Origin of the sequence: Lederbergia sp. NSJ-179 (assembly GCF_022867885.1) — a bacterium.
Lineage (GTDB): Bacteria > Bacillota > Bacilli > Bacillales > Bacillaceae_C > Lederbergia.
In genome coordinates, this window is record NZ_JALIFP010000001.1 from 124,379 (window position 1) to 151,374 (window position 26,996).

Sequence of the window (26,996 nt, forward strand, 5' to 3'; positions counted from 1 at the left end):
GCTTGTAACAGGATGGTTTTGTGTGTTTAGAATAGGAGAGTATGAGGATGCAAAAAGAAGAATGTATTATTGTTGGCGGCGGACCTTGCGGATTAGCGGCTGCCATTGCTTTGAAAGATATGGGGAAAAATCCACTTGTCATTGAAAAAGGAAATATTGCCAATGCTTTATATCATTATCCTACCCATCAAACTTTTTTTAGTTCAAGTGAAAGGCTTGCGATTGGCGATGTGCCCTTTATTACAGTGGAACGAAAGCCAAAGAGAAATCAGGCCCTTACATATTATCGTGAAGTCGTAAAACAAAAAGATTTAAGGATTCATCGTTATGAAACAGTATTACATGTAAAAAAAGAAAATGGTTTATTTAAAGTGGAAACATCGATAGATTCGTATGAAGCAAAATATGTGATCATTGCGACTGGTTATTATGATCATCCTAATTATATGGATATTCCAGGTGAAGATCTCGATAAAGTCTTTCATTACTTTAAAGAGGGTCATCCATACTTTGATACAGATGTGGCGGTCATCGGCGGGAAAAATTCAGCGGTCGATGCAGCTTTGGAACTTCACAATGCAGGGGCAAGAGTGACCTGTTTATACCGTGGCAGCGATTATTCCCCAAGTGTAAAGCCCTGGATTCTACCTGAATTCCAAGCTTTAGTAAAGAATGGGGAGATCGAGATGCAGTTTAATGCTCATGTGATCGAAATAAAACCAACCTCTCTAAGCTATCAAGTAGGAGAAGAAATAAAAGAGATTAAAAATGATTTTGTGTTTGCGATGACGGGCTACCATCCAGATCATCCCTTTATTAGGGAAATGGGGGTGGAAATTGATCCTGTTACAGGCAGACCTCATTTTGATCCTGAAACAATGGAAACGAATATTGAGAATTTATTTATCGCCGGTGTCCTTGCAGCCGGAAATGAAGCGAATGAAATCTTTATTGAAAATGGACGTTTGCACGGTGGATTGATCGCTGCCTATATAAGGGAGAAATGATTTACTTCTATTTGAGGATGTTCAAAAAGTTAGTCTGGGGAGAAGAATGTTCAGCGTTCCCCAGACTTCGTTATGTAGTTTGGATGTTGAAAAAGCTGGGCTAGTTGCGCTAAATGGGTTGTTTTGGTTAAGGCGATGAGAAGCTTTATCCTTGCTTTTTGGCCATTTAAGCCATTACAGAAGATCACACCCATTTCTTTCAGTTGCTTTCCGCCGCCTTCATAATCATAGACATCTTGTGCACTACCTTTATAACAACGTGAAACTAAAATAACCGGGATATTTGCTTGGAGTAATTTTTTGAGCCCATCTAAGCAGTGTGGAGGAAGATTTCCCTGTCCAAGCGCCTCGATAACAACTCCGTCATACTTCAATTGCTGGATGGCTGTAAATAGATCAGAATCCATTCCCGCATATGCCTTTAGTAAGGCCACTCGTTTATTGAGTCGATTAGGTTGATACTTTTCAACATAGAGTGGTTTATGGTGAAACAGAATTTCCCGTTTTGTGACAATTCCGATTGGTCCATACTGCGGACTCTGAAAAGTTGAAACATTACTGGCATGAGTTTTCGTTACATTTTTTGCCGTATGAATTTCATCATTTAAAACCACTAAAACACCCATCCCATTGGCTTCTTCCGTACAGGCCACCCGTACAGCGGAAATAAAATTGTATAAGCCATCTGAACCAATCTCATTACTAGAGCGCATGGCTCCTGTCATCACAACCGGGATCTTCACTTCTACTGTTAAATCAAGAAAATAAGCCGTTTCTTCCAAAGTGTCTGTACCATGCGTGATCACAACGCCATCGATGGAAGAATTGCGGTATTCTCCTTCTATGATCGATTTCAGTTTGAACATATCCGTTGGCTCGATATGGGGAGAAGGAAGATGAAAGGGTTGCTTCGTGATCAAATGGGCAAGATTTTTAAGTTGATGGGAAAAGTCTAATAGCGGATGAGCAGATGATGGAGACACGGCTCCTGATTGGGCATCCTCCTCCATAGAAATAGTTCCTCCAGTATGCAAAACTAGTATCTGTTTCAATGAGAATTCACCTTTTTCGTCTTTTTATCGTTTTATCATTTTATCATTTTCAATTGATCCCTTCCATGTTAACATGAAAGAAACAGAAAGAAATGAGTGCTGATTATGATAGGCCTATTATCTGCCGGGATTGCACCAGGTTTAGCCTTAATAAGTTATTTTTATTTGCGCGATCAATATGGGCAAGAGCCTATTATGAACGTATTTAAAATGTTTTTATTCGGCGCCATTTTAACATTCCCGATTATGTTTATGCAATACGTAATGAATACGGAGTTTTTTTTCATCAATGAATATGTACATTCCTTTATTTCGGCAGCCTTGCTAGAGGAGTTTTTTAAATGGTTTATTTTATTTTTGGCCATTTATCCCCATGCCGATTTTGATGAACCTTACGATGGAATTGTCTATGGTGCCTCCATGTCATTAGGATTTGCTACAGTGGAAAATATTCTTTATTTAATTGGCAACGGCATTGAATTTGCCATGGGACGCGCCTTACTTCCCGTTTCAAGTCATGCTCTCTTTGGCGTCTTAATGGGCTATTATCTTGGTAAGGCAAAATTTAGAATAGGTGGAAAGCGGGAATTATGGTTATTGTATTCTTTCTTTATTCCCTTTATTTTACACGGATTCTATGATTCCATACTTGTTGGGAAAAGATGGCTTTATTATATGATTCCCTTTATGTTATTCCTCTGGTATCTCGGTCTTAAAAAAGTAAAACATGCCCATTTATTATCCAAAAAACATCTACAAAATAAATATAAAGAAGAACGAGCTGCATTCTAGTTAAGGGATGGCGGCTTTTTTATTTACGCATCAATTTTATGAATAAAATTGGTTTTTTCTTAAGACAATATGGTTAGGAAAACAATTTTTGGAGGCTATAAAAATGAGATATAGCAAAATGGCGAAGCTAATATCCGTTTTACTCGTAAGTATCGTCATCCTATCGATCCCACCTATACATGAAACACGGGCCTTTACGAATCAAGTGATTCAAAAGGGTGCTGTGGGGGATGATGTGATCGAATTACAAGCCAGACTACAGTATATTGGCTTTTACAATGGGAAGATTGATGGCGTGTTCGGTTGGGGAACATACTGGGCTTTAAGAAATTTCCAAAGTGATTTTGGGTTGCCAATTGATGGACTAGCAGGAAAAGATACAAAGGCAAAACTTGTTAAAGCATCAAAATATAATGAACAATATGTGAAGAACCAAATTAAGCAAGGAAAAAAATTCACACATTATGGTGGAACAAATTTGTCCCAGCAATCTGCCCCTAATAAAGGACAATCTGGTAGTCAAGGTGGTGGCTCCCAACCGAAACCAACGGCTACCAATACACCCGCAGGATTTTCGCAAAACGATATTCAACTGATGGCGAATGCCGTACATGGGGAGGCACGCGGAGAACCATATGAAGGCCAAGTGGCGGTTGCCGCTGTTATATTAAACAGAGTAAATAGCGCTTCTTTTCCCAATAGTGTATATGGCGTTATTTTCCAGCCGGGCGCTTTTACTGCCGTTTCGGATGGGCAAATATGGTTAGAGCCTAATGAGACTTCAAAAAGGGCGGTTTTAGATGCGATTAATGGATGGGATCCAACAAATAGCGCCCTTTACTATTTTAACCCAGATACGGCGACAAGTGCTTGGATTTGGACTCGTCCGCAAATTAAGCGAATTGGTAAGCATATCTTTTGCATGTAAATAGGGAGGTGTTTTTTCATGATTAGATCAATATTGATTGGTGTATTAGTCATTGGAATTGCTGGAACGGCCTATTGGGGTTATCAAGAACATCAGGAAAAAAATGCCATTTTAATGAATGCAGAAAATAACTATCAGCATGCTTTTCATGATTTATCATATCAAATGGATATATTACACGACAAAATTGGAACGACATTGGCGATGAATTCTAGAAAATCCTTGTCACCAGCACTTGCAGACGTCTGGAGGATTACTTCTGAAGCAAGATCACAGGTGGGCCAATTGCCTTTAACATTATTACCCTTTAATAAAACAGAAGAGTTCCTCGCGAATATTGGCAATTTTAGTTATCGCACAGCGGTCCGGGATTTAGATAAGGAACCCTTATCTAAAAAGGAATATACGACATTGCAAAAGCTTTACAGTCAGAGTGATGATATTCGTTCAGAGCTTAGAAATGTTCAACATTTAGTGCTGAAGAATAATCTTAGATGGATGGATGTTGAGCTGGCCTTAGCATCCGGAAAAGAAATGACTGATAATACGATCATTGATGGGTTTAAAACGGTTGAAAAACGATCGAAAGGATTCAGTGATGAGCATTTAGAAGATGGGACGATGGTCACCTTTCAAAAGAAAGATCAAAATTTTAGCCATTTAAAAGGTCCATCCATTTCTAAGGACGATGCTGTTTCGCTCGCCAAAACATATGCAGGCTTAAAAAATATTCATGATGTGAAGGTAGAAGAGAATGGAAAAGGCTCAGACTATGATTTTTATAGTGTGAATCTTGACAATGGAAGTGACAAAGCCAGCTTGGATATTGCGAAAAAAGGAGGATACCCCATCTGGCTGATCAATCATCGCGATATCGGTGAACAGAAGATTAGTTTAAATGAGGCGGCCTCGAATGCAAAGGATTATCTACAGAAGCATAAGTATCAAAATCTGGAATTAACAGAGAGTACCCAATATGATACTCAAGGATTATTTACCTTTACAACCGTTCAAGATGGCGTAACCATATACCCTGAATCCATTAAGGTAAAAGTGGCGCTTGATAACGGTCAGGTGATCGGTTTCGCTGCTTCCGATTATTTAAAGGGTCATCACGACCGAAACATACCGAAACCGAAATTAACGGAAAAAGAGGCAAGCGGTTATATAAATGAAAATGTAAACATAATGGATCACAAGTTAGCAATTGTTGCGAATGATCTTGGCAAAGAAGTATTTTGTCACGAATTTATCGGCACAATGGGAAACGATACGTATCGAATTTATATTAATGCCGAAACAGGTACGGAAGAGAAAGTGGAAAAACTTCAAAACGCTGAGTCTTTATACGAAGACGTGGTATAAGTTAAAAAGAGCCCATCTAAAGCTATAAACAGCTTAGATGGGCTCATTTTAGTATTCCAAAAACTAGCAATAGAGAAACATCTCTGAGATAATAAATAGTAAAAAGGTAATAGGTGGGGGATGAGATGATAAAAGTAGGGATGGATATTATTTTAGAATTGGATCGAGAAGATCGATCAGAAAAATTCAAAGCTAAAATAGCTGATTTTTCTGAAGGAAAAATATATATTACCTATCCTATTAGTAGTGCATCGAATAAAGTGATTTTTCTTATGAAGGAAGAGGAACTGTTTGTAAGTTTTTCGGATAAGGAAACTGGGGGTGCCTATTTATTTAGAACAAAAGTCTTGGGCCAAATAAAGAATCCAATTCCTTTACTGGTCTTATTTTGTCCCGAAGAAACGAAGTTTATGAAAATTCAGCGTCGTGAATTCGTTCGTGTGAAGACAACATTAGATGTTTCACTCCAATTCCCAATTGAACAAAAATACGTTCCGACTGTAACAGAGGATCTAAGCGCTGGTGGTTGTTCAGTTATTAATCGTCCTCACATACAGATTAAAAAGGGAGAAGTGGGAAACATTTTGCTCGTATTACCTTTTTCAACAAAGGAATATGTCTACCTAAATATTACATGTAGGGTTGTGAGGAATTTTGAAAAAAAGGGGGTTAGCCTTATTTCTTTACAATTTTTAAATGTAACCGATCAAGAGCAGCAACAAATGATCCGTTACACATTTGAAAAGCAGTTAGAGTATCGAAAAAGAGGTATAGCGGAGATAAAATAACTCATTTTTGGCCATAATAAGGAAAAAACGGAGTGGTGCAGATGAAGACTTTTGAACGAATTTTATTAAAACTTGTTCTCTTCCACTTGGTGATCCTTATTGTTGTTCAGACAGTATTTCAAAACTTAACTTGGTTTGATTATGTAAATAAATTAATTCAATATGAAGGCGTCTCCGGTTTGGAAGAACAAACGAAAATGGGTGTATTTGATCAGCTTATTCCTCCAGAAAAATAAAGTGCTGGTCAAATTTCCAGTTGAATGTTGTTAAATTCTTTTAAAGATAACCTAAATATTTTACTCATTATTTACGAGGAATTCAGCTTGTTATATGGTATGATAAAAACAACGAATATCTTATTTCTAGGAAGCAAGCAGGTGAAGGAATTTGACATTAAATAAAATTAGCATTGCCATCGATGGGCCAGCAGGCGCAGGAAAAAGTACAGTGGCAAAAATCGTAGCTGAAAAATTATCTTATATATATGTCGATACAGGAGCCATGTATAGAGCTCTAACATACAAGGCTTTGAAAAATCAAATCAATATTCAAAATGATAATGAATTAGCAGATTTATTATCCCATACAGAGATAGAGTTATCCCCGTCTAAAAATGGACAACTTGTCATTGTGGATGGGAAAGATGTGACGAAAGTTATCCGTGAAGATCAAGTGACAAATACTGTATCAATAGTCGCCGCTCATCGTTTAGTTCGTGAAAAAATGGTGAAACAGCAAAAGCAATTAGGGAGTGCTGGCGGAGTTGTGATGGATGGTCGAGATATAGGAACAGAAGTATTACCTCATGCAGAGTTAAAAGTTTTTTTAGTAGCAAGTGTCGAGGTGAGAGCAGAAAGACGACATCTTGAAAATATCGAGAAGGGCTTTCCATCTAATTTAGAAAAACTAAAAAAGGAAATAAGTTTACGAGATCAACAAGATTCCGAACGAGAGTTTTCCCCTCTAAGGAAGGCAGAAGACGCGATTGAAATAGATACTTCATTCCTTTCCATTGCTGAAGTGGCGAATCAAATTTATCAATTAGCCCTTGAAAGGATGGAAGGAAATTGAGCTTTTATGGGTTTGCAAGAGCGGTTGTCAAAGGAATTTTTAAACCCCTTTATCGTGTAGAGGTAATTGGAATAGAACATTTCCCTAAAGAAGGTGGTGTTCTATTATGCTCCAATCATATTAGCAATCTTGATCCCCCTACAGTCGGAATGTCAGCGCCAAGACCGGTACATTTTATGGCAAAAGCGGAGTTATTTCAGAACATAGCAACAAAGAAATTGATGAATGCAATCAATGCTTTTCCGGTTAAGCGAGGCATGAGTGATCGTGAAGCTTTAAGAACCGGATTGAAATTATTAAAAGAGGGTAAAGTTGTGGGGCTATTTCCCGAAGGTACAAGAAGCGTGACAGGGGAACTTGGTAAGGGATTAGCGGGTGCCGGCTTCTTTGCCCTACGTTCGAATGCGCAGATTGTTCCGTGTGCTGTTATTGGTCCATATAAGCCCTTTAAAAAACAAAAAGTTATTTTTGGAAAACCAATTGAATTTGACGAAATTCGAAAAAATAAAGTATCTGCTGATGTGGCGACAGAAGTGATTATGGCAGAAATTCAAAAGCTTTTAGACAGCGATTTTGTTGATTGAATATTTTTACATTATTGATTGTATGCAGTTGCTATTACTTGACAAACGTATTCATTTATAAGAAGTTAATAGGAGGATGATTTGAAATAGACCAAATTAATTCTTGTATTTTTAAAGCCGATAGGAGGAGTACATATGCCCGAGGAAATGAATGATATTGAAGTGAATAATTTCTCTGAGGGAGATCAAGTGAAAGGAACTGTCACTAAAATCGAGGAAAAGCAAGTTCTTGTCGATATTGAGGGAAGTAAACTTGATGGTATTATTCCGATTAGTGAACTATCCAGCCTCCATGTCGAAAAGGCATCGGATGTTGTCAGCGAGGGAGATATCCTTGATTTAATTGTTACAAAAGTGGAAGAAGAACTATTTGTTCTCTCTAAACGTAAAGTGGATGCAGAAAAAGCTTGGGAAAAACTTGAAGAACGGTATCGAAATAATGAAGTCTTTGATGCTGAAGTCAATGAAGTTGTCAAAGGTGGTCTTGTAGTCGACCTGGGAGTAAGAGGATTTGTCCCTGCTTCAATGGTGGAAGATCATTATGTGGAAGATTTCTCGGAATATCAGGGAAAAACGCTTTCTTTTAAAATCGTTGAACTAGATAAAGATAAAAATCGACTCATCCTTTCACATCGTGTCGTTGTGGAAGAAGAAAAAAGACAGGAAAGAAAAGATATTCTTGAAAAGTTGTCGCCAGATCAGATCTTGGAGGGAACTGTACAAAGATTAACAGATTTTGGTGCTTTTGTTGATATTGGTGGAGTGGATGGACTTGTTCATATCTCTCAACTTTCCCACCAACATATTGATAAACCTTCGGATGTTGTTCACGAAGGAGAGAAGGTAACGGTTAAGGTATTATCGGTTGATCGAGACAATGAGCGAATTTCTTTATCCATTAAAGAAACTTTACCCGGACCATGGGAAAATATAGCTGAAAAAGCTCCCGTAGGTTCTATCCTTAAGGGAACAGTGAAACGGCTCGTATCCTTTGGTGCATTTGTAGAAGTATTTCCAGGGGTAGAAGGACTTGTTCATATTTCTCAAATCTCCCATAAACATATTGGCACACCACATGAGGTGCTAGAAGAAGGACAGACCATAAATGTAAAGGTATTGGATGTCAATGAAAACGAACAACGCTTGTCTTTAAGCATGAAGGAATTAGAAGAACAGGAAACTCAGACTAAAGATTATGATCTTCCTGAGGAGTCAACTGGTTTCCAATTAAGTGATATGATCGGTGATAAATTAAAAGACTTTAAAAAATAAATGTCGACCTCCCGAATAAAATATCGGGAGGTTTTCATTTGGACAAAAGATTTATGAATATATGGACAACGGACGGATTAAATTTTGTTTTCCTTTCCCATAATGAGAGGGGAGGTGTTCCGATGACAGGAATCATATTTTTACTTTTTGTCTGGATATTATGGATTTTTGCTACTTTTTTAATGGATAAACAAGAGACTTACCGATGGGCGACTGCTCTATTTGCACTGGTACTGATTATTTGTCTTCCCCTAAGACTCTCTTTTAATGGTCTATTGATGAGTGGACCTTGTCTTATTGTTTTAATGATTTGTTATCTCGTTGCAGTGAAGTTACCTTTTAAGAAACAAATATTTTTACTTATTTCATTCCTTTCACTCATCCTAGGATATACGGGTTTTCAATTACTTGAATTATATGATCCGATCATGATCATTATTGACAGAAAGATTCTTTTGTCTTTTATTTTGTTTGTCGTAAGCTATTTTATATACCCATCTAGTTTGTTAGAAAGAATTTTATTCATTTGTCTTGGCATCTTGCAGGGAGATCTGCTTTTTGCCATTATTTTAGCAAAGTGGAACATCCCTTATTTGATCGGCTCCTTGGAAACATTTGATGTTTTGTCGATCACCATTTTTACAATTATGCTAAGTTATTTAGTATCACGGGCTTTTACTTTTGTGAAAATCACTAAGAATAAAAAAGTTTTGCATTAATTATTACCTTTTCTATCAATAGTATGGTACGATTTTTTTCAGGAAGAATGGAAATTGAACTAAAGTGAGTGATGATAATGACAAAGGCTACAGTCGCGATTGTAGGTCGTCCGAATGTTGGAAAGTCTACAATTTTTAATAGAATTGTCGGGGAACGCATTTCCATTGTAGAGGATTCGCCAGGTGTAACCCGAGACCGGATTTATGGGGTAGGGGATTGGCTAACACATGAATTCCATTTAATTGATACAGGCGGAATTGATATCGGCGATGCTCCCTTTTTAGTTGAGATTCGGGAACAAGCTGAATTAGCGATTGAAGAAGCGGACGTGATTATATTTATTGTCAGTGGACGTGAGGGTGTTACTTCAGCAGATGAAGAAGTCGGGAAAATCTTGTTCCGCTCGAAAAAGCCTGTTATTTTAGCGGTCAATAAAGTGGATAATCCGGAAATGAGATCAGACATTTATGAATTCTATTCATTGGGTTTTGGAGAGCCATTTCCAATCTCTGGTTCCCATGGACTTGGATTAGGTGATATGCTTGACGAAGTTGTGAAGCATTTTCCAAAGGATCAAGAGGAAAATGAAGATGAGGACATAATTAAGTTTAGTTTAATTGGCCGTCCAAATGTCGGAAAATCCTCTCTTGTCAATGCGTTGCTCGGGGAAGAAAGAGTGATTGTTAGTGATATTGCTGGGACAACTAGGGATGCGACTGATTCCTCTTATGAATTCGATGGTCAAAAATATACGATCATTGATACCGCAGGAATGCGTAAAAAAGGAAAGGTTTACGAAAAAACAGAAAAATATAGTGTATTAAGGGCTTTAAAAGCAATTGATCGTTCTGATATTGTTCTTGTTGTGTTAAATGGAGAAGAGGGGATATTAGAGCAAGATAAAAAAATTGCCGGTTATGCCCATGAAGCTGGAAGAGGCATCATTATTGTAGTGAATAAGTGGGATGTTGTTGAAAAAGACGATAAAACCATGAAGAAATTTGAAGAGCAAATCAGAGCTCATTTTCAATTTCTTGATTACGCTCCTATTGTTTTTGTATCCGCAAAAACAAAACAACGACTGACTTCATTACCTCCTGTGATCCAAATGGTAAGTGAACATCATTCAATGCGTGTGCAGTCGAGTGTGTTAAATGAAATTATTATGGATGCCATTGCAAGAAATCCAGCCCCAACGGATAAGGGGCGTAGATTGAAAATCTTATATGCTACACAGGTTGGAGTAAAGCCACCAACATTTGTTATTTTTGTGAATGACCCCGAACTGATGCATTTTTCTTATGAACGATTTTTGGAGAACCGAATTCGAGAAGCATTTGGCTTTGAAGGTACGCCTATCAAAATGATAGCTAGAGCGAGAACATAACATCACTAACATAATAAAGAGCAGGTGAAATCATTGGTAGAAAGAGTAGAAAATCTTACTGTTATTGGTGCTGGTAGTTGGGGAACAGCTCTTGCTCTAGTATTAGCTGATAACGGACATTCAGTAAGACTCTGGACTAGAAACGAGGATCAGAAAACTGAGATCAATTCGAAACATGTGAACTCAAAATATTTACCGGATATTTCTTTGCCGGAGAATATCACGGCCTTTACCTCATTAGAGGAGGCATTGGAAGGAATAGAAACAGTAGTAGTGGCTGTGCCTACAAAGGCGATTAGAGAACAAATGAGGGCGATCCTTACGTTTCAACAAAAGCCGCTTATCTTTACTCACGTTAGTAAAGGCATAGAACCAGATACTCTTCTGCGAATTTCGGAAATGATCGAAGAAGAGGTTCCTACGAAAATTCTTAAGGATCTCGTTGTATTATCGGGACCTAGTCATGCTGAAGAAGTTAGTTTGCGGCATCCTACAACAGTGACCGTATCTTCTAAAAATATGGACGCTGCTGAATATGTTCGTGATTTGTTTATGAATCAAAACTTTCGTGTGTATACAAATCCAGATATAGTCGGAGTAGAGTTAGGGGGAGCGCTTAAGAATATTATTGCCCTTGCGGCTGGTGTTTCAGATGGACTTGGATATGGTGATAATGCCAAGGCTGCCCTTATTACGAGAGGATTAGCTGAAATTTCTCGCCTTGGAACAAAAATGGGAGCGAATCCGTTAACGTTTTCAGGATTGACAGGTGTTGGCGATTTAATTGTTACGTGTACAAGTGTGCACTCAAGAAATTGGCGTGCCGGTCATTTGCTTGGACAAGGTCAAAAATTAGATGATGTCCTTAAAAATATGGGAATGGTTGTGGAAGGTGTAAGAACGACAAAAGCCGCCCACCAGCTTGCAAAAAAGTATCATTGTCAAATGCCGATTACCGAAATGTTATATTATGTTCTTTTTGAAGATGTGGAGGCAAAAGCAGCCGTTGAAAGATTGATGGCTCGTTTAAAAACAAATGAAATGGAAGATCTTGTCGATATTTTAAGTGCACAAATGGAACAACGTTAGGCTGGGCTAGAGAGGATGCGGAATTCATTTGGTTGCATATAATGCTTTTGAAGCGATATGCTTGAACTGTCGGTAATGGGTTTATGGGTTGTCATATGAAGCAAGGGATCAATCCCTGCTTCATATTTTTTGCATTTTAGTGAATTATGCCTATATTTTTCATCTCTCATTGTAGAGAGTGCTATAATAAGACTGATTAAGGATCAAAGGCTAAATTCGCAACATCAATCGCCACGCCTTTGTGACCAACATCTTGTTGGCCCGATCAAAGGCTAAGAACGCAACATCCTATTGTTGGCTTGATATGAACACATAACGGAGGAAAGAAAATGTCAGTTTCGATGCAAAAAATGTGGATTTCTATTATTGGCATGTTTTTATTGGCCTTAGCCATGCTTGCCATTTATGTAAGTCGTTATAAAGTAAAAAACAAATGGTTTAAATCGATAACGGCAATCGTAGCATGGATTTGTTTAATGGTTGGTGGTCTTATTATGCTATTTATTGTATTATCAGGTCCAACTAACTAAATTATGATCAGATCCAATCTGAAAGGACGAATAATGAATGAAATTTTACGTTATTTTACCGCTATCGTTTATTTTTCTATTTCTATTAACAGGATGTATGTATCCTAATGAAAAAAAAGCAGAAAATCAAATTCCTTATGAGGACCAACTTGCATCTGTACAAAAGGCGGTCCATCAATTTCAAGAGGAGAAAGACGGGATATTACCGATTAAGACCCGTGATCAAGATACCCCTAAATACATAAAATATCCGATCGATTTTTCGAAAATTGTTCCTGAGTACCTTTCTTCTCCCCCAGGGAATTCATTTGAAAATGGAGGGATCTTTCAATACATCTTAATAGACGTGGAAACAAATCCAACAGTAAAATTGGTCGATTTAAGAATAGCAGAAAAAATAAGGGAACTTAAAATAAGAATTCAGTCCCAAGGATATCCACCTTTCAAGGATACACTAGCAAATAATGTCTATACACTTGATTTTTCGAAGCTTGGTTATAAAGAAGAGCCCTATGTAACATCTCCATTTAGTCATCAAAACTTATCGTTCATTGTGGATGGCCAAGGAGAAGTATATATAGACTATATTAGTGATTTATATCAAGTGTTAAAAGAGGAGAAAAATTCCTTTCAACAGGGTGATAATATCATTGATATTCTTGCGGAAGATTCTCCGTTTGTTCCAGCCTATTCAATGCCTTACACAATTGATGAAAACAATGAACCAATTTATATGTCTAAATAGGCATATTCCTTCTTTCACTAAATATAATGTAGAAGAAGGATTTTTTAATTAGTAATTATTATGGTCATATGAGAATCGGACAACATCATAAACATATATTGACGAGCGTCTATTATGGTTTGTCCCTTGAACTTAACGATAGGAGGGAACCTCTTGGAAAAAGTGGATATTTTTAAAGATATTGCAGAAAGAACGGGCGGGGACATCTATTTGGGAGTAGTAGGAGCTGTTCGTACAGGTAAATCCACATTTATTAAGAAATTTATGGAGTTAGTCGTTCTGCCTAATATTACGAGTGAAGCAGATCGAGCGCGTGCACAAGATGAACTTCCTCAAAGTGCTGCAGGAAGAACGATTATGACAACAGAGCCAAAATTCGTTCCAAACCAGGCCGTAACCGTTCAAGTAGATGAAGGGTTAGAGGTGAATGTGAGGTTAGTAGATTGTGTTGGATATACGGTACCAGGTGCAAAGGGATATGAAGATGAAAATGGCCCAAGAATGATCAATACCCCTTGGTATGAAGATCCTATTTCTTTTCATGAAGCGGCCGAGATTGGAACAAGGAAAGTCATTCAGGAACATTCTGTTTTAGGAGTCGTCATTACAACGGATGGTACGATCGGTGATATTCCTCGGAGCGATTACGTTGAAGCGGAAGAACGAGTAATCGATGAGCTTAAAGAAGTAGGAAAACCTTTTATTATGGTGGTTAACTCTTCCCGCCCACATCACGCTGAAACAGAGGCATTGCGAAAGGAATTAGAAGAGAAATATGATATTCCTGTTCTTGCTATGTCTGTTGAGAGTATGCGTGAAGATGATGTCTTGAGTGTCCTTCGTGAAGCTCTCTACGAGTTTCCGGTACTCGAAGTGAATGTAAATCTACCAAGCTGGGTAATGGTCTTAAAAGAGGATCATTGGTTAAGATCTAACTATCAAGAAGCTGTGAAAGAGACGGTTAAAGATATTAAGCGTCTCCGGGATGTTGATCGAGTTGTCCAGCAATTCTATGAATATGATTATATTGACAATGCCGGCTTAGCGGGAGTGGACATGGGGCAGGGAATCGCTGAAATTGACTTGTTTGCCCCTGATGAGCTTTATGATGATGTGTTAAAAGAAATTGTTGGAGTGGAGGTGAGAGGAAAGGATCATTTATTAGAATTAATGCAAGACTTCGCTGACGCGAAAAGAGAGTATGATCAAATCTCAGACGCTTTAGCGATGGTGAAACAAACAGGTTATGGGATTGCAGCCCCTTCTTTAACGGATATGAGTCTTGATGAACCAGAAATCATTAGGCAGGGATCGAGATTTGGTGTGAGGCTAAAAGCAGTGGCGCCATCCATTCATATGATCAAGGTAGATGTGGAATCAGAGTTTTCTCCCATCATTGGAACGGAGAAACAAAGTGAAGAGCTTGTCCGCTATTTAATGCAAGATTTTGAAGATGACCCATTATCGATTTGGAACTCAGATATTTTTGGTAGAAGTCTAAGCTCCTTGGTGAGAGAAGGAATTCAAGGGAAAATTGCCATGATGCCAGAAAATGCAAGATACAAGCTAAAAGAAACACTTGAAAGAATTATCAACGAGGGTTCTGGCGGGCTTATTGCGATTATATTATAAAGACTAAAGGTGGAAACACCTTAAAAAAGATGCCGAATTTGACGAAATTCGGCATTTTTCTATTTCTAACCGTATTAATTCTTGCTAACCTATATTTAATATGTTAATCTTTTAAACAGAATTGCTGATGTATCCCGGATTATCAGTAATTATGAAAGAATTTCTACTCCACCATGTTTAGAAATTCTTAAAATTGTTTACAAAGGTAATAGCACAGTTGAGGAACTAGATTTCTCTATATTTTGGGAGGAGGTGAATGGCATGAACAAAACTGAACTTATTAATTCTGTTGCCGAAGCAGCTGAGCTTTCCAAAAAGGATGCGACTAAAGCGGTTGATGCCGTATTTCAATCGATTCAGGATACATTGGCTAATGGTGATAAGGTAGCATTAATTGGTTTCGGAAACTTTGAAGTGCGTGAACGTGCAGCACGTAAAGGTAGAAACCCACAAACTGGTGAAGAAATTGAAATTGCAGCAAGCAAAGTTCCAGCTTTCAAACCAGGTAAAGCACTGAAAGATGCTGTCAAATAATTTGTACATACATTCTTAAGAAGGTATGTAGGGAGGAACTGACCTATAAGGCAGTTCCTTTTTATGTGCATAAGACCGATGAACTATGCTACTATGTACAGGAAAGTAATGGGTTTTATGAATATAAATTGCCTTTAGATATATTGAAATGGTCATTTGAATACTTCAAATAAAGAGGTGTAAAACATTGAAGGACCAATCGGATTTTATTATGATTAAAGCGTTGGAAGATGGGGTCAATGTGATCGGATTAACAAGAGGATCAGACACCAAATTCCATCATGCCGAAAAATTAGATCAAGGAGAAGTGATGATCGCTCAATTCACCGATCATACTTCTGCCATTAAGATTAGAGGAAATGCAAGCATTGTAACGTCTTTCGGGGAAATAGAGAGTGAAAATCCTAGATAATCCTCTACTTAATTGATTCATATCTCATTAATCGCCATCCTCTATACCATTATGTTATAATGAATTTTGTGTACATTGGAGCGACTTGATTATCGTGATAGAAATGAGGCAAAATTTATGGCGGTTTTTGATTATCAGCAGCAAATCGATAACTTGAAGAAAAAAATTGAAAAAAGTAGTTTTCATCCCTATTTTAGTCAATATGTGAAACCGTCGATGATGGATGAAGATCGAATCCTTCTTTTGACCTATGCAATGCAAGATGTAGATATCCCAAAAGAAGAAATTGATACATATATTTCGGCCGCCATGCTTGCTCATTATGCGATGGAAATGCATGAGAATGTAACAGAGCACCAGTTGACTTCAGTGAAAGAAAAACAACTGAATGTTTTAGCAGGTGATTATTATAGCGGCTTATACTACAGGCTATTAGCGGGTTACCAGAATATAGAACTAATTAAAGTGCTAGCAGATGCAATCAAGATCATTAATGAACAAAAAATAAATATTTTCCAAATGGATGGTGGGAATTACCACTCATTTATGAAAAGTCTTAAACAAGTGGAATCCATACTTTTAATTAAATTTAATAGCCATTTTAACCCACCATCTCTCTATAACCAATTTATCGCGGAGTTTTTACTTTTTAAGAAATTGATCGTGGAGATTGGAAATATGATTATAGGGAAACAAAGTCGCTTTATCAAAAGTTTGGCGAATTGTCACATACCTAATATCCCTGAGGCAGCAAAACTTGAAACGATCTGCTATAAGTATGCTACAGAATCAAAACGAAAGCTTGAAGATATGATGATGTCCTTACCTACCTTGCCTTCAGTTTTGAAAATGCGAGTGAATCAGATGAACAATCATTACAATGATCTATCAAGCCTGCGGGTGGAGGAAATATAATGGCGCAATCAAAAGAAGAGCGTGTTCACAGCGTTTTTGAAAAAATCTACCAAAATTACGACAAAATGAATACAGTCATTAGTTTCCAGCAACATAAAAAGTGGAGAGCGGAAACGATGAAAAAAATGAATGTTCAACGTGGAGCAACCTCTTTAGACCTTTGTTGCGGAACGGGTGATTGGACAATCGCTTTGGCGAAAGCAGCGGGTCCGGAGGGGAAAGTAATCGGATTGGATTTCAGTCACAATATGTTGCAAGTAGCGGATGAAAAAATAAAACAAGAGTCATTAACAAATATTGAACTTATTCAAGGGAATGCAATGGAACTTCCTTTTGAAGATAATCAGTTTGATTACGTGACAATTGGTTTTGGTCTCCGCAATGTTCCAGATTATTTGCAAGTTCTAAAAGAAATGGAGCGAGTTTTGAAACCGGGTGGAATGGCGGTTTGTCTTGAAACTTCCCAGCCCGAACTCCCAGTATATCGTCAACTTTATTATGCTTATTTCCGTTTCGTAATGCCAATTATGGGAAAATTTCTGGCTAAAAGTTTTAAAGAATATTCTTGGTTGCAAGAGTCTGCATGCGATTTTCCAGGCATGAATGAATTAGCCCAAATGTTTTGGCATGTTGGATTGGTTGATGTGATCTATAAATCTTTCACTGGTGGTGTAGCTGCGGCTCATATCGGAATAAAAAAGAAATGTCCCAGGATGGAAATAAAATGAAACTTAATTTATTAAATTCTCCCTTAAAAGCGGATTTAGAAATCATTGAAAATGGACTGGAAAACTCGATCGATTCCGAAGTTGATTTGCTGCAAAAAGCATCTTTTCAACTATTAAAGGCGGGGGGGAAAAGGATTCGACCGGTATTTGTTCTCCTCTGTGCAAAATTCGGTACATATAATATCCACACGATAAAAAATACGGCTATTGCATTGGAGCTTATTCATATGGCTTCACTTGTCCATGATGATGTGATTGATGAAGCTGATTTAAGAAGGGGACGTCCTACTATTAGCTATACATGGAATGATCGGATTGCGATGTATACCGGGGATTATATGTTGGCAAGATCTCTTGATTATATGACGAATATTGAAGATCCGATTGCCCATCGCATTTTGGCGAAGGCAATTGTTGAAGTGTGTAAGGGAGAAATTGAACAGATTAAAGATAAATATCGCTTTGATCAAACTATTAGGGATTACTTAAGAAGAATCAAAAGAAAAACGGCCTTATTAATTGCGGTAAGCTGTGAACTTGGCGCTGTGTCAGCAGGTGCGGACGAAAAAATATATAGAAATCTTTATCGGTTCGGTTATTTTATCGGAATGTCTTATCAAATTATTGATGATATTCTTGACTTCATTGCGACAGAGGAAGCGCTTGGTAAACCGGCTGGCGAAGATTTAAGACAAGGGAATATCACTCTTCCTGCGCTTTATGCGATGAAAGATGATAGACTTCGAAAGGAAATTATGAAGGTCAATGAGAGTACAGATAAAATAGAAATGACAAAGCTGATCACACAAATAAAAAATTCTGATGCGGTTGAGAAATCATATGATTTAAGTCAAAAGTATTTGAATAAAGCTTTAGCTTTGCTTGAAGACCTCCCTTCTAATCCTGCCAAAAAAATGCTTAAAGATATTGCCAAGTATATCGGTAAAAGAAAATATTAAAAGAGGATGTTCAAAAAGTCCGGTAAAAAGACATAAGCGAATTTCTTCGTTGGCTTGCTTTTCCGCTGCTCATGTATTAGGATAAGGATCTTCCGCTAAAACCGCCCACGTCCTGTGGGCAACGCGGAAGTCAGTACATCCTGTACAAGTCCGCTGCTCAAAGCTGCGCCGCCTCGAACTTCTTGGTCCTTTTTATCCTTCTTTTTGAACACGCACTAAAAGTTTTACATGGATTGCTAATAATGGGGAATAATGGTATTATTTTGATGCGTTTTGTCAATTGTAATCGATTTTTTGCAGGAGTGATGAAATATGGAGAAAACATTTTTAATGGTAAAACCTGACGGTGTCCAAAGAGGGCTTATTGGGGAGATTGTATCCCGCTTTGAATCAAAGGGATTTCAATTAGTTGGTGCAAAATTAATGTCTATTTCTAAGGAGCTGGCGGAAACCCATTACGAAGAACATAAAGAACGTCCTTTTTTTGCAGGGCTAGTAGAATTTATTACCTCTGGTCCTGTGTTCGCCATGGTTTGGCAAGGAGATCATGTGATTTCGACTGCAAGACAAATGATGGGAACAACAAATCCGCAAGAGGCTGCCCCAGGAACGATTCGAGGAGACTACGGTTTGATTGTAGGGAAAAATATTATTCACGGTTCAGATTCTGTTCAAAGTGCTGAAAGGGAGATCAAGCTTTTCTTTCAGGAAGAAGAGCTTATCGAATATTCAAAGCTGATGAATAATTGGATTTATTAAGAAAAGCGGAAGCGCCCGTTTAGCGACGTACAAACTTTTTAGAGGCCTGACGAGATAAAGGAAACACCATGAGCTGAAAAGCGAATGGATGTTGACTTACGCAAGCAGGCTCCGAAAGTTTGCTAGTCGCTGGGCGCTGCAGCTAGACCATAATTTGTAGGCCGCCTGGTCCCAATCAGGTGGCTTTTAAGGTTAGGAAGGTAAATAGAAAGAGATAGGTAGAGGGGAAAAGCCTTGAATCGGGATTATGAGAATTTTATTAGCTTGATCAAAGGAAAGACCGGGATTGACTTGTCTTTATATAAGGAAGCTCAAATGAAAAGAAGATTAACTTCCCTTTTTCAAAAAAAAGGGTATGAGTCTTTTCAAGAATTTTATGAGCAATTAAATAAGGATCACACCCTTTTAGAAGAATTCTTGGATAGAATGACAATTAATGTGACGGAGTTTTATCGAAATAGAAGCAGATGGGACGTATTAGAAAATAAAATCTTCCCGCGTTTACTAGCTGAAAATCAATCATTAAAAATATGGAGTTCCGCTTCTTCCACGGGCGAGGAACCGTATACGATTTCGATGGTTTTATCCCGTTTTGTTCCTCTTCGCCAAATTTCTATTTTAGCAACAGATATTGATGATCGTGCACTTGAGGGAGCAAAACGAGGAATTTATGCGGAACGCTCGCTTGCTGAAATTCCCAGTGATAAAAAAAAGAAATATTTTGTCAAAGACGGTTCTGTTTATAAGATTAGCGATGAGATTAAGAAAACGGTAAACTTTAAGAGATTCAACCTTTTGTCCGACCATTTTGGTACAGGTTATCACTTAATTGTTTGTCGCAACGTTCTTATTTACTTTACGGAAGAGGCAAAATCTATTTTATATCATAAGTTTTCTCAAGCACTAGCTCCTGGCGGGGTACTCTTTGTCGGCAGCACAGAACAAATATTTAACTGTCAACAATATGGACTTGAAGCGGAAGACACCTTTTTTTATAAAAAAATATCGAATACGTAATCGATGAAGGGAGAGAAAAACCATGCAGCTAATGATTCAAACTGCTTCAAAAAATTATCCAGTTTTTATCGGAGAAGATGCTCTGCAGCAGCTTAAGGCCCATTTGCAAAAGGCGGATTACACAAACATTCTTGTCATTACAGACGAAACTGTAGGGAAATTACATTTGGACCAATTGCAAACTAGCTTACCTGAAACGGCTGCCTGTTCAATTTATCACGTTCCTAGTGGGGAAAAAGCGAAGCAGTTTTCTGTCTATGAAGCAGCACTTACCTATGCACTGGAACAAGGATTAGATCGGAAATCCTGTATCCTTGCTTTTGGAGGAGGATCCGTTGGGGATTTAGCTGGTTTTGTCGCTGCAACCTTTATGAGAGGGATCCGCTTTGTTCAAGTACCAACAACGATTTTGGCGCATGATAGTGCAGTCGGAGGAAAAACAGGGATTAATCATCCATTAGGGAAGAACATGGTTGGCGCCTTTCACCAACCAGAGGGCGTTTTTTACTGCATAGACTTCTTAAAATCCCTTCCTATTTCTGAAATTCGTTCTGGATTTGCTGAAGCAATTAAACATGCGTTTATTGCAGATCGAAGGTTCCTGGAATTTCTAATGGATACGATTGATGATGTAACCAATATAACGGAGCGAGACTTAAGCTATGTATTAAAAAAAGGGATTGAAATAAAAGCGGACATTGTCGGTCAGGATGAGCGAGAAAATGGACTTCGCGCTGTTTTGAATTTCGGTCATACATTAGGCCACGCGATCGAAGCCACTGCTGGTTATGGCAAAGTAACACATGGAGAAGCCATTATGACAGGGTTGGTTTATGCCCTTTATCTAAGCCAATCCGAAACAGGTCTCACTTATGATCTTCATGCATTTGAACAATGGCTGAAAACTCTGGGGTATCGATTAGAGATTCCAGAGCGATTTGATTTCGAAAAAGCGATTGTTTCGATGAGAAGAGATAAAAAATCAGTTGCACACAAACCAAGATTTGTATTGTTAGAAGAAATCGGAAAACCGATCATAAAAGAAATAGAGGAAGAACGTTTAAAACAGGTCTATAAAACATTTATTTCAACAACGACCTTACAAAGAAGATCTTCACAAGGAGATTGAAATTTCGCATGATTCCTTTCGAACAAGCATAGTTTGTCATTAAAGGGCTTTGCTGAAAGGAAGGGAATCTATGCATTACTTAATGGAAGATGCGACTTTCTTATTCAATGGTCAAAGAAAAAAAGTCTCTATGCTTGTACGGCAAAATGAAATACGTTATATTGGGTACTCAGTCCCTAGACTCAATGTGATGAAATTAAATGTACAGGCTTTTTTTCTTACGCCTTCATTTGTTTTTTACTCTCCTACCATTCCTAAGTTCTCTTTCGCACAATTTAAAACTTATTTCTCACAAGAGTATTTGTTAAAAGGTTGTGGATGTATGATCACGGATTTTACCATCCAGTACCAACATCAATTTAAGGAAGAACTTGAGAAAAAGAGGCTAGAGCTCTTAAATAGTCCCATTGATTATTTATTTGGTGTAAAATTAAAGGCAGAAAAACTTGTTCCTGAGCTAGTTCATATCTGTAAAAGAGAAGCTATTCCCGTGCTATTCATAGAATTAAAAAACACTCATGAATTGGTGAACATTCCTTGGGGATGGATAAAAGAAGCTTCCTTTCCAAATAATCCACTATTCGTACCCTGTTTTTCCGTTTCAACCAAACCTCTTCGTCAAAAACATTTATTAGGAAAATGGTGCGAGATTCTTCAAAATGAAAACATCCATCACCTTCAGGAACCTCTACCTATAAATAAACCATTAAAGCTTGCGATCCTTAAAAAAATTGGATTATACCCTAAAAAAGGAATTTTGAAAGCTGGTGGCGAAATCAATTATAACCTCTTTTTAAAACAGAATAAAGGTGAACATTTAACATCCGAGCGTGAGGAGGAGTGCATCCCTCATATTTCTGTAAGTAAAGGAAAGTTTGTGAGTATCAACCAAACGCCTGTTTTTCGACCGGGAGCTGGAAAAGAAATAGTTATTTATCAAACAGGTCTTTTTAAATAGACTATAGAGAGGGTTTTTATCGTGAATGCAGCAGAACAAATGCTTAAATTCTTACAAGAAGATAATATTTTAGAAGCGGAAAAACAATTGCAAAAAGTAAAAAGGAATGGCACAGATGAGGAAAAATTTTGGCTAGCCGAGGAATTGACAAAATATGGTTATTTACGCGAAGCAAAGGATTTATATGAAAGCTTGTTGAATATGTATCCAGAAGAAAGCGAACTAACATTACGATTAGCTGAATTGAGTATTGAATTGAATGAGGATGAACAAGCCTATGCTTATTTAGAGACGATCAAGCCAGATGACCCTAATTATGCAGCAGCATTATTAGTAGAAGCTGATTTATATCAAATGCAAGGTTTATATGAGGTAAGTGAACATAAACTATTACATGCGAAGGAACTTTTACCAAAAGAACCTGTGATTGATTTTGCTTTAGGAGAACTATATATGACGCAGGGTCGCTTTCTAGAAGCCTCAAGATACTATACATCCCTTATAGACAAAAATGAGTATGAGTTTGCTGGCATGAATGTGTATGCACGGATGGCAGAGGCATTAAGTGCTGGAGGAGCATTTGAAGATGCTTTACCATTTTATCAAAAAGCTTTAGATCATAAATTGGATGTTGATACACTGTTTGGCTATGGACTCACTGCCTTTCAAGTAGGCCAATATCCTTTAGCGATTCAGGCATTGAAACAACTAAGGGAATTGGATCAAAATTATCTTTCCCTTTATCTATACTTAGCCAAAAGTTTCGAGCATGAGGAGCGGCTAGATGAAGCTTTAGAGGCGGCTCAAGCTGGGATTGAACTGGATGAATTTAATAAAGACTTAATTTTCTACGCTGGAAAAATCTCCTTAAAACTTGGGGATGAAGGGAAAGCGGAACATTATTTTAGACATGCTCTTGCGTTGGATCCTGAGTTTATCGAAGCAGCAACGACACTAAATAAGCTTTTCCTACACCAGGAAAGATATGAAGATGTTTTAGAAATTGCTGAACAGTTTATTCAAGGAGGTGGTGTCGATCCACAATTTTATTGGGATTCGGCCATAAGCTTTCAATATACAGAAAATTATAAAGAAGCATTAAAACAGTATGAACTTGCATATAATGATTTTAAAAATAATCAGGATTTTTTAAAGGATTATGGATACTTTTTGTTGGAGGAAGGGAAAAAAGCAGAGGCAATTAAATTGTTTAAACGGTTGGCAAAGAAAGAACCGACAAATGAGGAATGGCTTTCAATTTTAGAAAGGCTTGATGAAGAATAACCTGGATCGCAGAGGAGGGAAAATGAATGGAAACCCCTGTATCTGTCAACGAGAAGAAGGAATTTATCCGCTGGTTTCTAAATCGTTATCAATTAAAAAGAAGAGAGTCTGTTTGGATTCTTAATTATTTGATGAGTCATGAACAGCTTCTCCAAAAAGTACATTTCGTTGAAGATGCTCAATTCTGTCCAAAAGGACTTGTTATGTCGACTCATTGTTCAAAGGAAGTCCCTTTCCGCTTTTATAAAGAAAACATCATGACGACTGATGCAGAAAAATCCTTTCATGATATTAGATTAAATCGAGAAGAGGATATTTATATTCAGATTAACTTTCGAGCAGCCCATTTGTCTTATCAGTATGCGGCTGTATTAGAAGAAAACCCCTATATCCAAACAAAAGTATTGGTCTCAGATAAGGATAAAAAGTATGCCGAGCAATTTTTAACCTATAGCATCCAATCCTATCAGAAAGAAAAATTGTTAAAAGAGATTGATGAAGCCTTAGATCAGCAAGATAAAACTAAATTTAATCAGCTCGTTCAGCAGTTAAACCAATTGCGGGATTCGTGAACCTTCCTAGTGGAAGGTTTTTTCTCGCTTATGCCTAGTATGAATGATAAGATACAAACAAGAACATACTAGAAGTGAGGGAATTTTTGTGAAGTGGAATGTGAAAGATATTGAACTTTTTATGAGTGAAAAAGAATATGTGGATACAGCTCTTATCCCTTTAGTTTCTGTTCAATTTGATACCCATATGAAACGAGCAGCAGAACAAGGGGAATTTATTCAGTTACTCTCTATGCATCTTGAAAGACAATTTAAAGGAAGAATGGTTTTATTACCTTCATTTGCCTATGTCCAAGAACCGGAAGAAGAATTGGATCTTTTAATGAAATGGAAACAAAATGCAAAGGCAGGTGGCTTCACCAATGTTTTTTTCTTAACAGCAGATAAACGGTGGAACACCTTAGTAGAAGAATCAATGGCCTCCTTATTTTATGTACCAAGCATTCCTCTTGAACACTTGGAAGAAAAATACAAACACGCTGCAATGGAAGATCAACTGAAAACGTTGATCCCTAAAATGATAAAAAACTGGGGATAATTTAAACTGTGCTGATTTTGCCACATTGTTGACAATGTTTGCCTTTCTATATGATTGACCTCTTGAGTTTATTGATATATCATAATGGTGTCCTAGTTTGATTAATGTGCATATATTGTCCGTTGGACTTACCTTACTGACAGAGGGGGGGATAAGGATGAGCAAAAATCCTGTTACAAGACGTCAATTTTTAAGCTATACTCTCACCGGAGTTGGTGGTTTCATGGCTGCCGGAATGCTAATGCCGATGCTTCGTTTTGCAATCGATCCAGTACTGCAAGTGAAAGCTGCTGGAGATTATAAATTGACGGATAAGAAAATCGCCGATATCACATCCGATCCAGTCCGTGTTGATTTTGAATATGATCAAGTGGATGCTTGGTATGAATCAAAAGTGACGAACTCGGCATGGGTTTATAAAAATGATGATGGCGAGATTGTTGCATTGTCACCAATTTGTAAGCATTTAGGCTGTACGGTGAACTGGGAAGGAAGCGATAAACATCCCGATATGTTCTACTGCCCTTGCCATGGGGGTCTCTATAATAAGAATGGAAAAAACGTTCCAGGGACACCACCGCGAGGACCATTGGATGCTTATCCAACGAAAGAAAAAGATGGCTTTTTGATGTTAGGAACACCGATTGAAAATCCATTCGTCAAAAAATAGTAAAGGAGGCTAATATCTTGCTAAATAAGATGTACGACTGGATTGACGAGCGTATGGATATTACGCCGATATGGAGAGACATCGCAGATCATGAAGTGCCTGAACATGTAAACCCGGCTCATCACTTTTCTGCATTTGTTTACTGTTTTGGCGGATTGACATTTTTCATAACCGTTATACAAATTCTTTCAGGTATGTTTTTGACGATGTATTATGTACCTGATATTAAAAACGCTTGGGAATCCGTATTTTATTTGCAAAATCAAGTTGCTTTTGGGCAAATTGTACGTGGAATGCACCATTGGGGTGCCAGTTTAGTTATTGTTATGATGTTTTTACATACATTGCGCGTATTTTTCCAAGGAGCTTATAAAAAACCACGGGAGCTAAACTGGATAGTTGGTGTACTTATTTTTTTTGTTATGCTCGCTCTCGGGTTGACAGGTTATTTACTTCCTTGGGATATGAAAGCTTTGTTTGCAACAAAGGTAACACTTGATATCGTGGATTCTGTTCCACTAGTCGGGACGTATTTAAAAACGTTAATTGCTGGAGATCCAACGATTGTTGGAGCTCAAACGCTGACCCGTTTCTTTGCTATCCATGTATTTTTCTTACCGGCTGCACTTATCGCCTTAATGGCCGCACACTTTATTATGATCCGGAGACAAGGTATTTCCGGTCCATTGTAAAAATAAATTAAAAAATGCATATAAAGGAGGGGACAGAATGCATCGTGGAAAAGGAATGAAATTTGTTGGTGACTCGCGTATATCTGCTGAGCGCAAGTCAAACCTTCCCAAAGACTATTCCGAATATCCGGGCAAAACAGAAGCCTTCTGGCCAGACTTTCTTTTAAAGGAATGGCTGGTAGGAGCTGTTTTCTTGATTGGCTTTTTATGTTTAACCGCAGCTCATCCAAGCCCATTAGAAAGAATTGCTGATCCTACTGATACTGGTTATCAACCTATGCCTGACTGGTATTTCATGTTTCTGTACCAGTTACTTAAATATACCTATACTTCGGGTCCTTATAATATACTTGGTACATTAGTCATTCCTGGTCTTGCTTTTGGCGCCCTATTTCTTGCCCCATTTATTGATCGTGGTCCAGAGCGCCGTGCTTCTAAGCGCCCGTTTGCCACTGGCTTTATGTTAATCGCTTTTGCTGGTATTTTCTACTTAACATGGGAAGCTACAGCCCATCATGACTGGGAAGCGGCAAAAGCTCAAGGGGCGATTCCAGATAAAGTAGATGTGGAGATTGACAAAGAGGCAGAAGGCTATAAAGTCTATGCCGACCAAAGCTGTATTAACTGTCATGGAGAGAATTTAGAGGGTCTTGCAGCTCCAACGCTTATTGATACTGGGCTTTCGGCTGATGAAATAAAAAAGATTGCCCATGAAGGTATCGGAAGCATGCCTGCTGATCAATATAATGGTTCTGATGAGGATCTCGACAAGCTCGCAGATTTTATTGCAAATTTGAAAAGTGACGAATAGAAATGATTAGATAGAGCCGGCGAGATAGCCGGCTCTCCTTCTGTATTCTAAACATT

31 protein-coding genes are annotated in these 26,996 nt (G+C 37.9%); 30 read left to right on the forward strand and 1 reads right to left on the reverse strand.

The window, feature by feature from the left end:
- Window positions 1-47: 47 nt before the first annotated feature.
- Window positions 48-1,007: a YpdA family putative bacillithiol disulfide reductase gene (locus MUB24_RS00665; RefSeq protein ID WP_244699854.1), complete on the forward strand. Its 960-nt coding sequence runs from the start codon at window positions 48-50 to the stop codon at window positions 1,005-1,007.
- A 50-nt stretch (window positions 1,008-1,057) separates the two neighbouring features.
- Here MUB24_RS00665 and MUB24_RS00670 read toward each other — a convergent pair whose 3' ends face one another.
- The gene (locus MUB24_RS00670; RefSeq protein ID WP_244699859.1) at window positions 1,058-2,059 is read right to left on the reverse strand and encodes an asparaginase; all 1,002 of its coding nucleotides are present in this window, start codon (window positions 2,057-2,059) and stop codon (window positions 1,058-1,060) included.
- Between the two features lie 105 nt (window positions 2,060-2,164).
- Here MUB24_RS00670 and prsW point away from each other — a divergent pair, with 105 nt between their 5' ends.
- The 29 genes from prsW to MUB24_RS00815 all read left to right on the forward strand — a co-directional run bounded on the left by prsW (window position 2,165) and on the right by MUB24_RS00815 (window position 26,940).
- Window positions 2,165-2,851, forward strand: a complete 687-nt coding sequence (prsW, locus tag MUB24_RS00675; RefSeq protein WP_244699862.1) for a glutamic-type intramembrane protease PrsW — start codon at window positions 2,165-2,167, stop codon at window positions 2,849-2,851.
- A 103-nt stretch (window positions 2,852-2,954) separates the two neighbouring features.
- The gene (gene sleB / locus MUB24_RS00680) at window positions 2,955-3,779 is read left to right on the forward strand and encodes a spore cortex-lytic enzyme (protein WP_244699865.1); all 825 of its coding nucleotides are present in this window, start codon (window positions 2,955-2,957) and stop codon (window positions 3,777-3,779) included.
- Between the two features lie 18 nt (window positions 3,780-3,797).
- Window positions 3,798-5,144: a germination protein YpeB gene (gene ypeB, locus MUB24_RS00685; protein ID WP_244699868.1), complete on the forward strand. Its 1,347-nt coding sequence runs from the start codon at window positions 3,798-3,800 to the stop codon at window positions 5,142-5,144.
- 125 nt (window positions 5,145-5,269) lie between these two features.
- A complete protein-coding gene (locus MUB24_RS00690; RefSeq protein ID WP_244699871.1) occupies window positions 5,270-5,932 on the forward strand; it encodes a flagellar brake protein in 663 nt (220 codons plus the stop codon).
- Window positions 5,933-5,973: 41 nt separating this feature from the next.
- Complete coding sequence (locus MUB24_RS00695; protein ID WP_244699874.1) at window positions 5,974-6,168, forward strand: DUF5359 family protein; 195 nt, start codon at window positions 5,974-5,976, stop codon at window positions 6,166-6,168.
- Between the two features lie 151 nt (window positions 6,169-6,319).
- Complete coding sequence (gene cmk, locus MUB24_RS00700) at window positions 6,320-7,003, forward strand: (d)CMP kinase (protein ID WP_244699877.1); 684 nt, start codon at window positions 6,320-6,322, stop codon at window positions 7,001-7,003.
- Complete coding sequence (locus MUB24_RS00705; RefSeq protein WP_244699880.1) at window positions 7,000-7,587, forward strand: lysophospholipid acyltransferase family protein; 588 nt, start codon at window positions 7,000-7,002, stop codon at window positions 7,585-7,587. Before cmk ends, MUB24_RS00705 begins: the two co-directional genes overlap by 4 nt.
- Before the next feature lie 135 nt (window positions 7,588-7,722).
- Window positions 7,723-8,859, forward strand: coding sequence for a 30S ribosomal protein S1 (gene rpsA / locus MUB24_RS00710; RefSeq protein ID WP_244699882.1), 1,137 nt, complete (start codon window positions 7,723-7,725; stop codon window positions 8,857-8,859).
- 38 nt (window positions 8,860-8,897) lie between these two features.
- A complete protein-coding gene (locus MUB24_RS00715) occupies window positions 8,898-9,578 on the forward strand; it encodes a YphA family membrane protein (RefSeq protein ID WP_244699886.1) in 681 nt (226 codons plus the stop codon).
- 77 nt (window positions 9,579-9,655) lie between these two features.
- Window positions 9,656-10,966, forward strand: coding sequence for a ribosome biogenesis GTPase Der (gene der, locus MUB24_RS00720; RefSeq protein ID WP_244699888.1), 1,311 nt, complete (start codon window positions 9,656-9,658; stop codon window positions 10,964-10,966).
- 33 nt (window positions 10,967-10,999) lie between these two features.
- On the forward strand, window positions 11,000-12,055 hold the full coding sequence (locus tag MUB24_RS00725; RefSeq protein ID WP_244699890.1) for an NAD(P)H-dependent glycerol-3-phosphate dehydrogenase: 1,056 nt from the start codon (window positions 11,000-11,002) through the stop codon (window positions 12,053-12,055).
- Window positions 12,056-12,384: 329 nt separating this feature from the next.
- Window positions 12,385-12,585, forward strand: a complete 201-nt coding sequence (locus MUB24_RS00730; RefSeq protein WP_244699892.1) for a DUF2768 domain-containing protein — start codon at window positions 12,385-12,387, stop codon at window positions 12,583-12,585.
- 37 nt (window positions 12,586-12,622) lie between these two features.
- Entirely contained in the window at window positions 12,623-13,330 is a 708-nt protein-coding gene (locus MUB24_RS00735; protein WP_244699893.1) for a hypothetical protein, read from the forward strand.
- A gap of 153 nt (window positions 13,331-13,483) precedes the next feature.
- Window positions 13,484-14,962 carry a stage IV sporulation protein A gene (spoIVA, locus tag MUB24_RS00740; RefSeq protein ID WP_244699895.1) on the forward strand — a complete coding sequence of 493 codons (1,479 nt, stop codon included), beginning with the start codon at window positions 13,484-13,486 and terminating at the stop codon, window positions 14,960-14,962.
- Between the two features lie 261 nt (window positions 14,963-15,223).
- On the forward strand, window positions 15,224-15,496 hold the full coding sequence (locus tag MUB24_RS00745; RefSeq protein ID WP_057988285.1) for an HU family DNA-binding protein: 273 nt from the start codon (window positions 15,224-15,226) through the stop codon (window positions 15,494-15,496).
- Window positions 15,497-15,683: 187 nt separating this feature from the next.
- The gene (gene mtrB, locus MUB24_RS00750; RefSeq protein ID WP_280516814.1) at window positions 15,684-15,908 is read left to right on the forward strand and encodes a trp RNA-binding attenuation protein MtrB; all 225 of its coding nucleotides are present in this window, start codon (window positions 15,684-15,686) and stop codon (window positions 15,906-15,908) included.
- 117 nt (window positions 15,909-16,025) lie between these two features.
- Window positions 16,026-16,823 (forward strand): heptaprenyl diphosphate synthase component 1, encoded by a 798-nt coding sequence (locus MUB24_RS00755; RefSeq protein WP_244699898.1) that lies wholly within the window; start codon window positions 16,026-16,028, stop codon window positions 16,821-16,823.
- Window positions 16,823-17,551 (forward strand): demethylmenaquinone methyltransferase, encoded by a 729-nt coding sequence (locus tag MUB24_RS00760; protein WP_244699901.1) that lies wholly within the window; start codon window positions 16,823-16,825, stop codon window positions 17,549-17,551. The genes MUB24_RS00755 and MUB24_RS00760 overlap by 1 nt, the downstream gene beginning before the upstream one ends.
- Window positions 17,548-18,510: a heptaprenyl diphosphate synthase component II gene (hepT, locus tag MUB24_RS00765; RefSeq protein ID WP_244699904.1), complete on the forward strand. Its 963-nt coding sequence runs from the start codon at window positions 17,548-17,550 to the stop codon at window positions 18,508-18,510. The genes MUB24_RS00760 and hepT overlap by 4 nt, the downstream gene beginning before the upstream one ends.
- A 312-nt stretch (window positions 18,511-18,822) precedes the next feature.
- Window positions 18,823-19,269, forward strand: coding sequence for a nucleoside-diphosphate kinase (gene ndk, locus MUB24_RS00770; RefSeq protein WP_244699907.1), 447 nt, complete (start codon window positions 18,823-18,825; stop codon window positions 19,267-19,269).
- A 234-nt stretch (window positions 19,270-19,503) separates the two neighbouring features.
- A complete protein-coding gene (locus MUB24_RS00775) occupies window positions 19,504-20,286 on the forward strand; it encodes a CheR family methyltransferase (RefSeq protein WP_244699910.1) in 783 nt (260 codons plus the stop codon).
- Between the two features lie 22 nt (window positions 20,287-20,308).
- The gene (gene aroB, locus MUB24_RS00780) at window positions 20,309-21,415 is read left to right on the forward strand and encodes a 3-dehydroquinate synthase (RefSeq protein ID WP_244699913.1); all 1,107 of its coding nucleotides are present in this window, start codon (window positions 20,309-20,311) and stop codon (window positions 21,413-21,415) included.
- A 70-nt stretch (window positions 21,416-21,485) separates the two neighbouring features.
- A complete protein-coding gene (locus MUB24_RS00785) occupies window positions 21,486-22,373 on the forward strand; it encodes a hypothetical protein (protein ID WP_244699916.1) in 888 nt (295 codons plus the stop codon).
- A gap of 21 nt (window positions 22,374-22,394) precedes the next feature.
- On the forward strand, window positions 22,395-23,657 hold the full coding sequence (locus tag MUB24_RS00790) for a tetratricopeptide repeat protein (protein ID WP_244699918.1): 1,263 nt from the start codon (window positions 22,395-22,397) through the stop codon (window positions 23,655-23,657).
- Between the two features lie 26 nt (window positions 23,658-23,683).
- Complete coding sequence (locus MUB24_RS00795; protein WP_244699920.1) at window positions 23,684-24,229, forward strand: ReoY family proteolytic degradation factor; 546 nt, start codon at window positions 23,684-23,686, stop codon at window positions 24,227-24,229.
- Between the two features lie 88 nt (window positions 24,230-24,317).
- Entirely contained in the window at window positions 24,318-24,767 is a 450-nt protein-coding gene (locus MUB24_RS00800) for a YpiF family protein (RefSeq protein WP_244699922.1), read from the forward strand.
- 157 nt (window positions 24,768-24,924) lie between these two features.
- Window positions 24,925-25,437 (forward strand): QcrA and Rieske domain-containing protein, encoded by a 513-nt coding sequence (locus tag MUB24_RS00805; protein WP_280516815.1) that lies wholly within the window; start codon window positions 24,925-24,927, stop codon window positions 25,435-25,437.
- A 17-nt stretch (window positions 25,438-25,454) separates the two neighbouring features.
- The gene (qcrB, locus tag MUB24_RS00810) at window positions 25,455-26,129 is read left to right on the forward strand and encodes a menaquinol-cytochrome c reductase cytochrome b subunit (protein WP_244699924.1); all 675 of its coding nucleotides are present in this window, start codon (window positions 25,455-25,457) and stop codon (window positions 26,127-26,129) included.
- A gap of 37 nt (window positions 26,130-26,166) precedes the next feature.
- On the forward strand, window positions 26,167-26,940 hold the full coding sequence (locus MUB24_RS00815) for a menaquinol-cytochrome c reductase cytochrome b/c subunit (RefSeq protein WP_244699926.1): 774 nt from the start codon (window positions 26,167-26,169) through the stop codon (window positions 26,938-26,940).
- Window positions 26,941-26,996 lie beyond the last annotated feature (56 nt).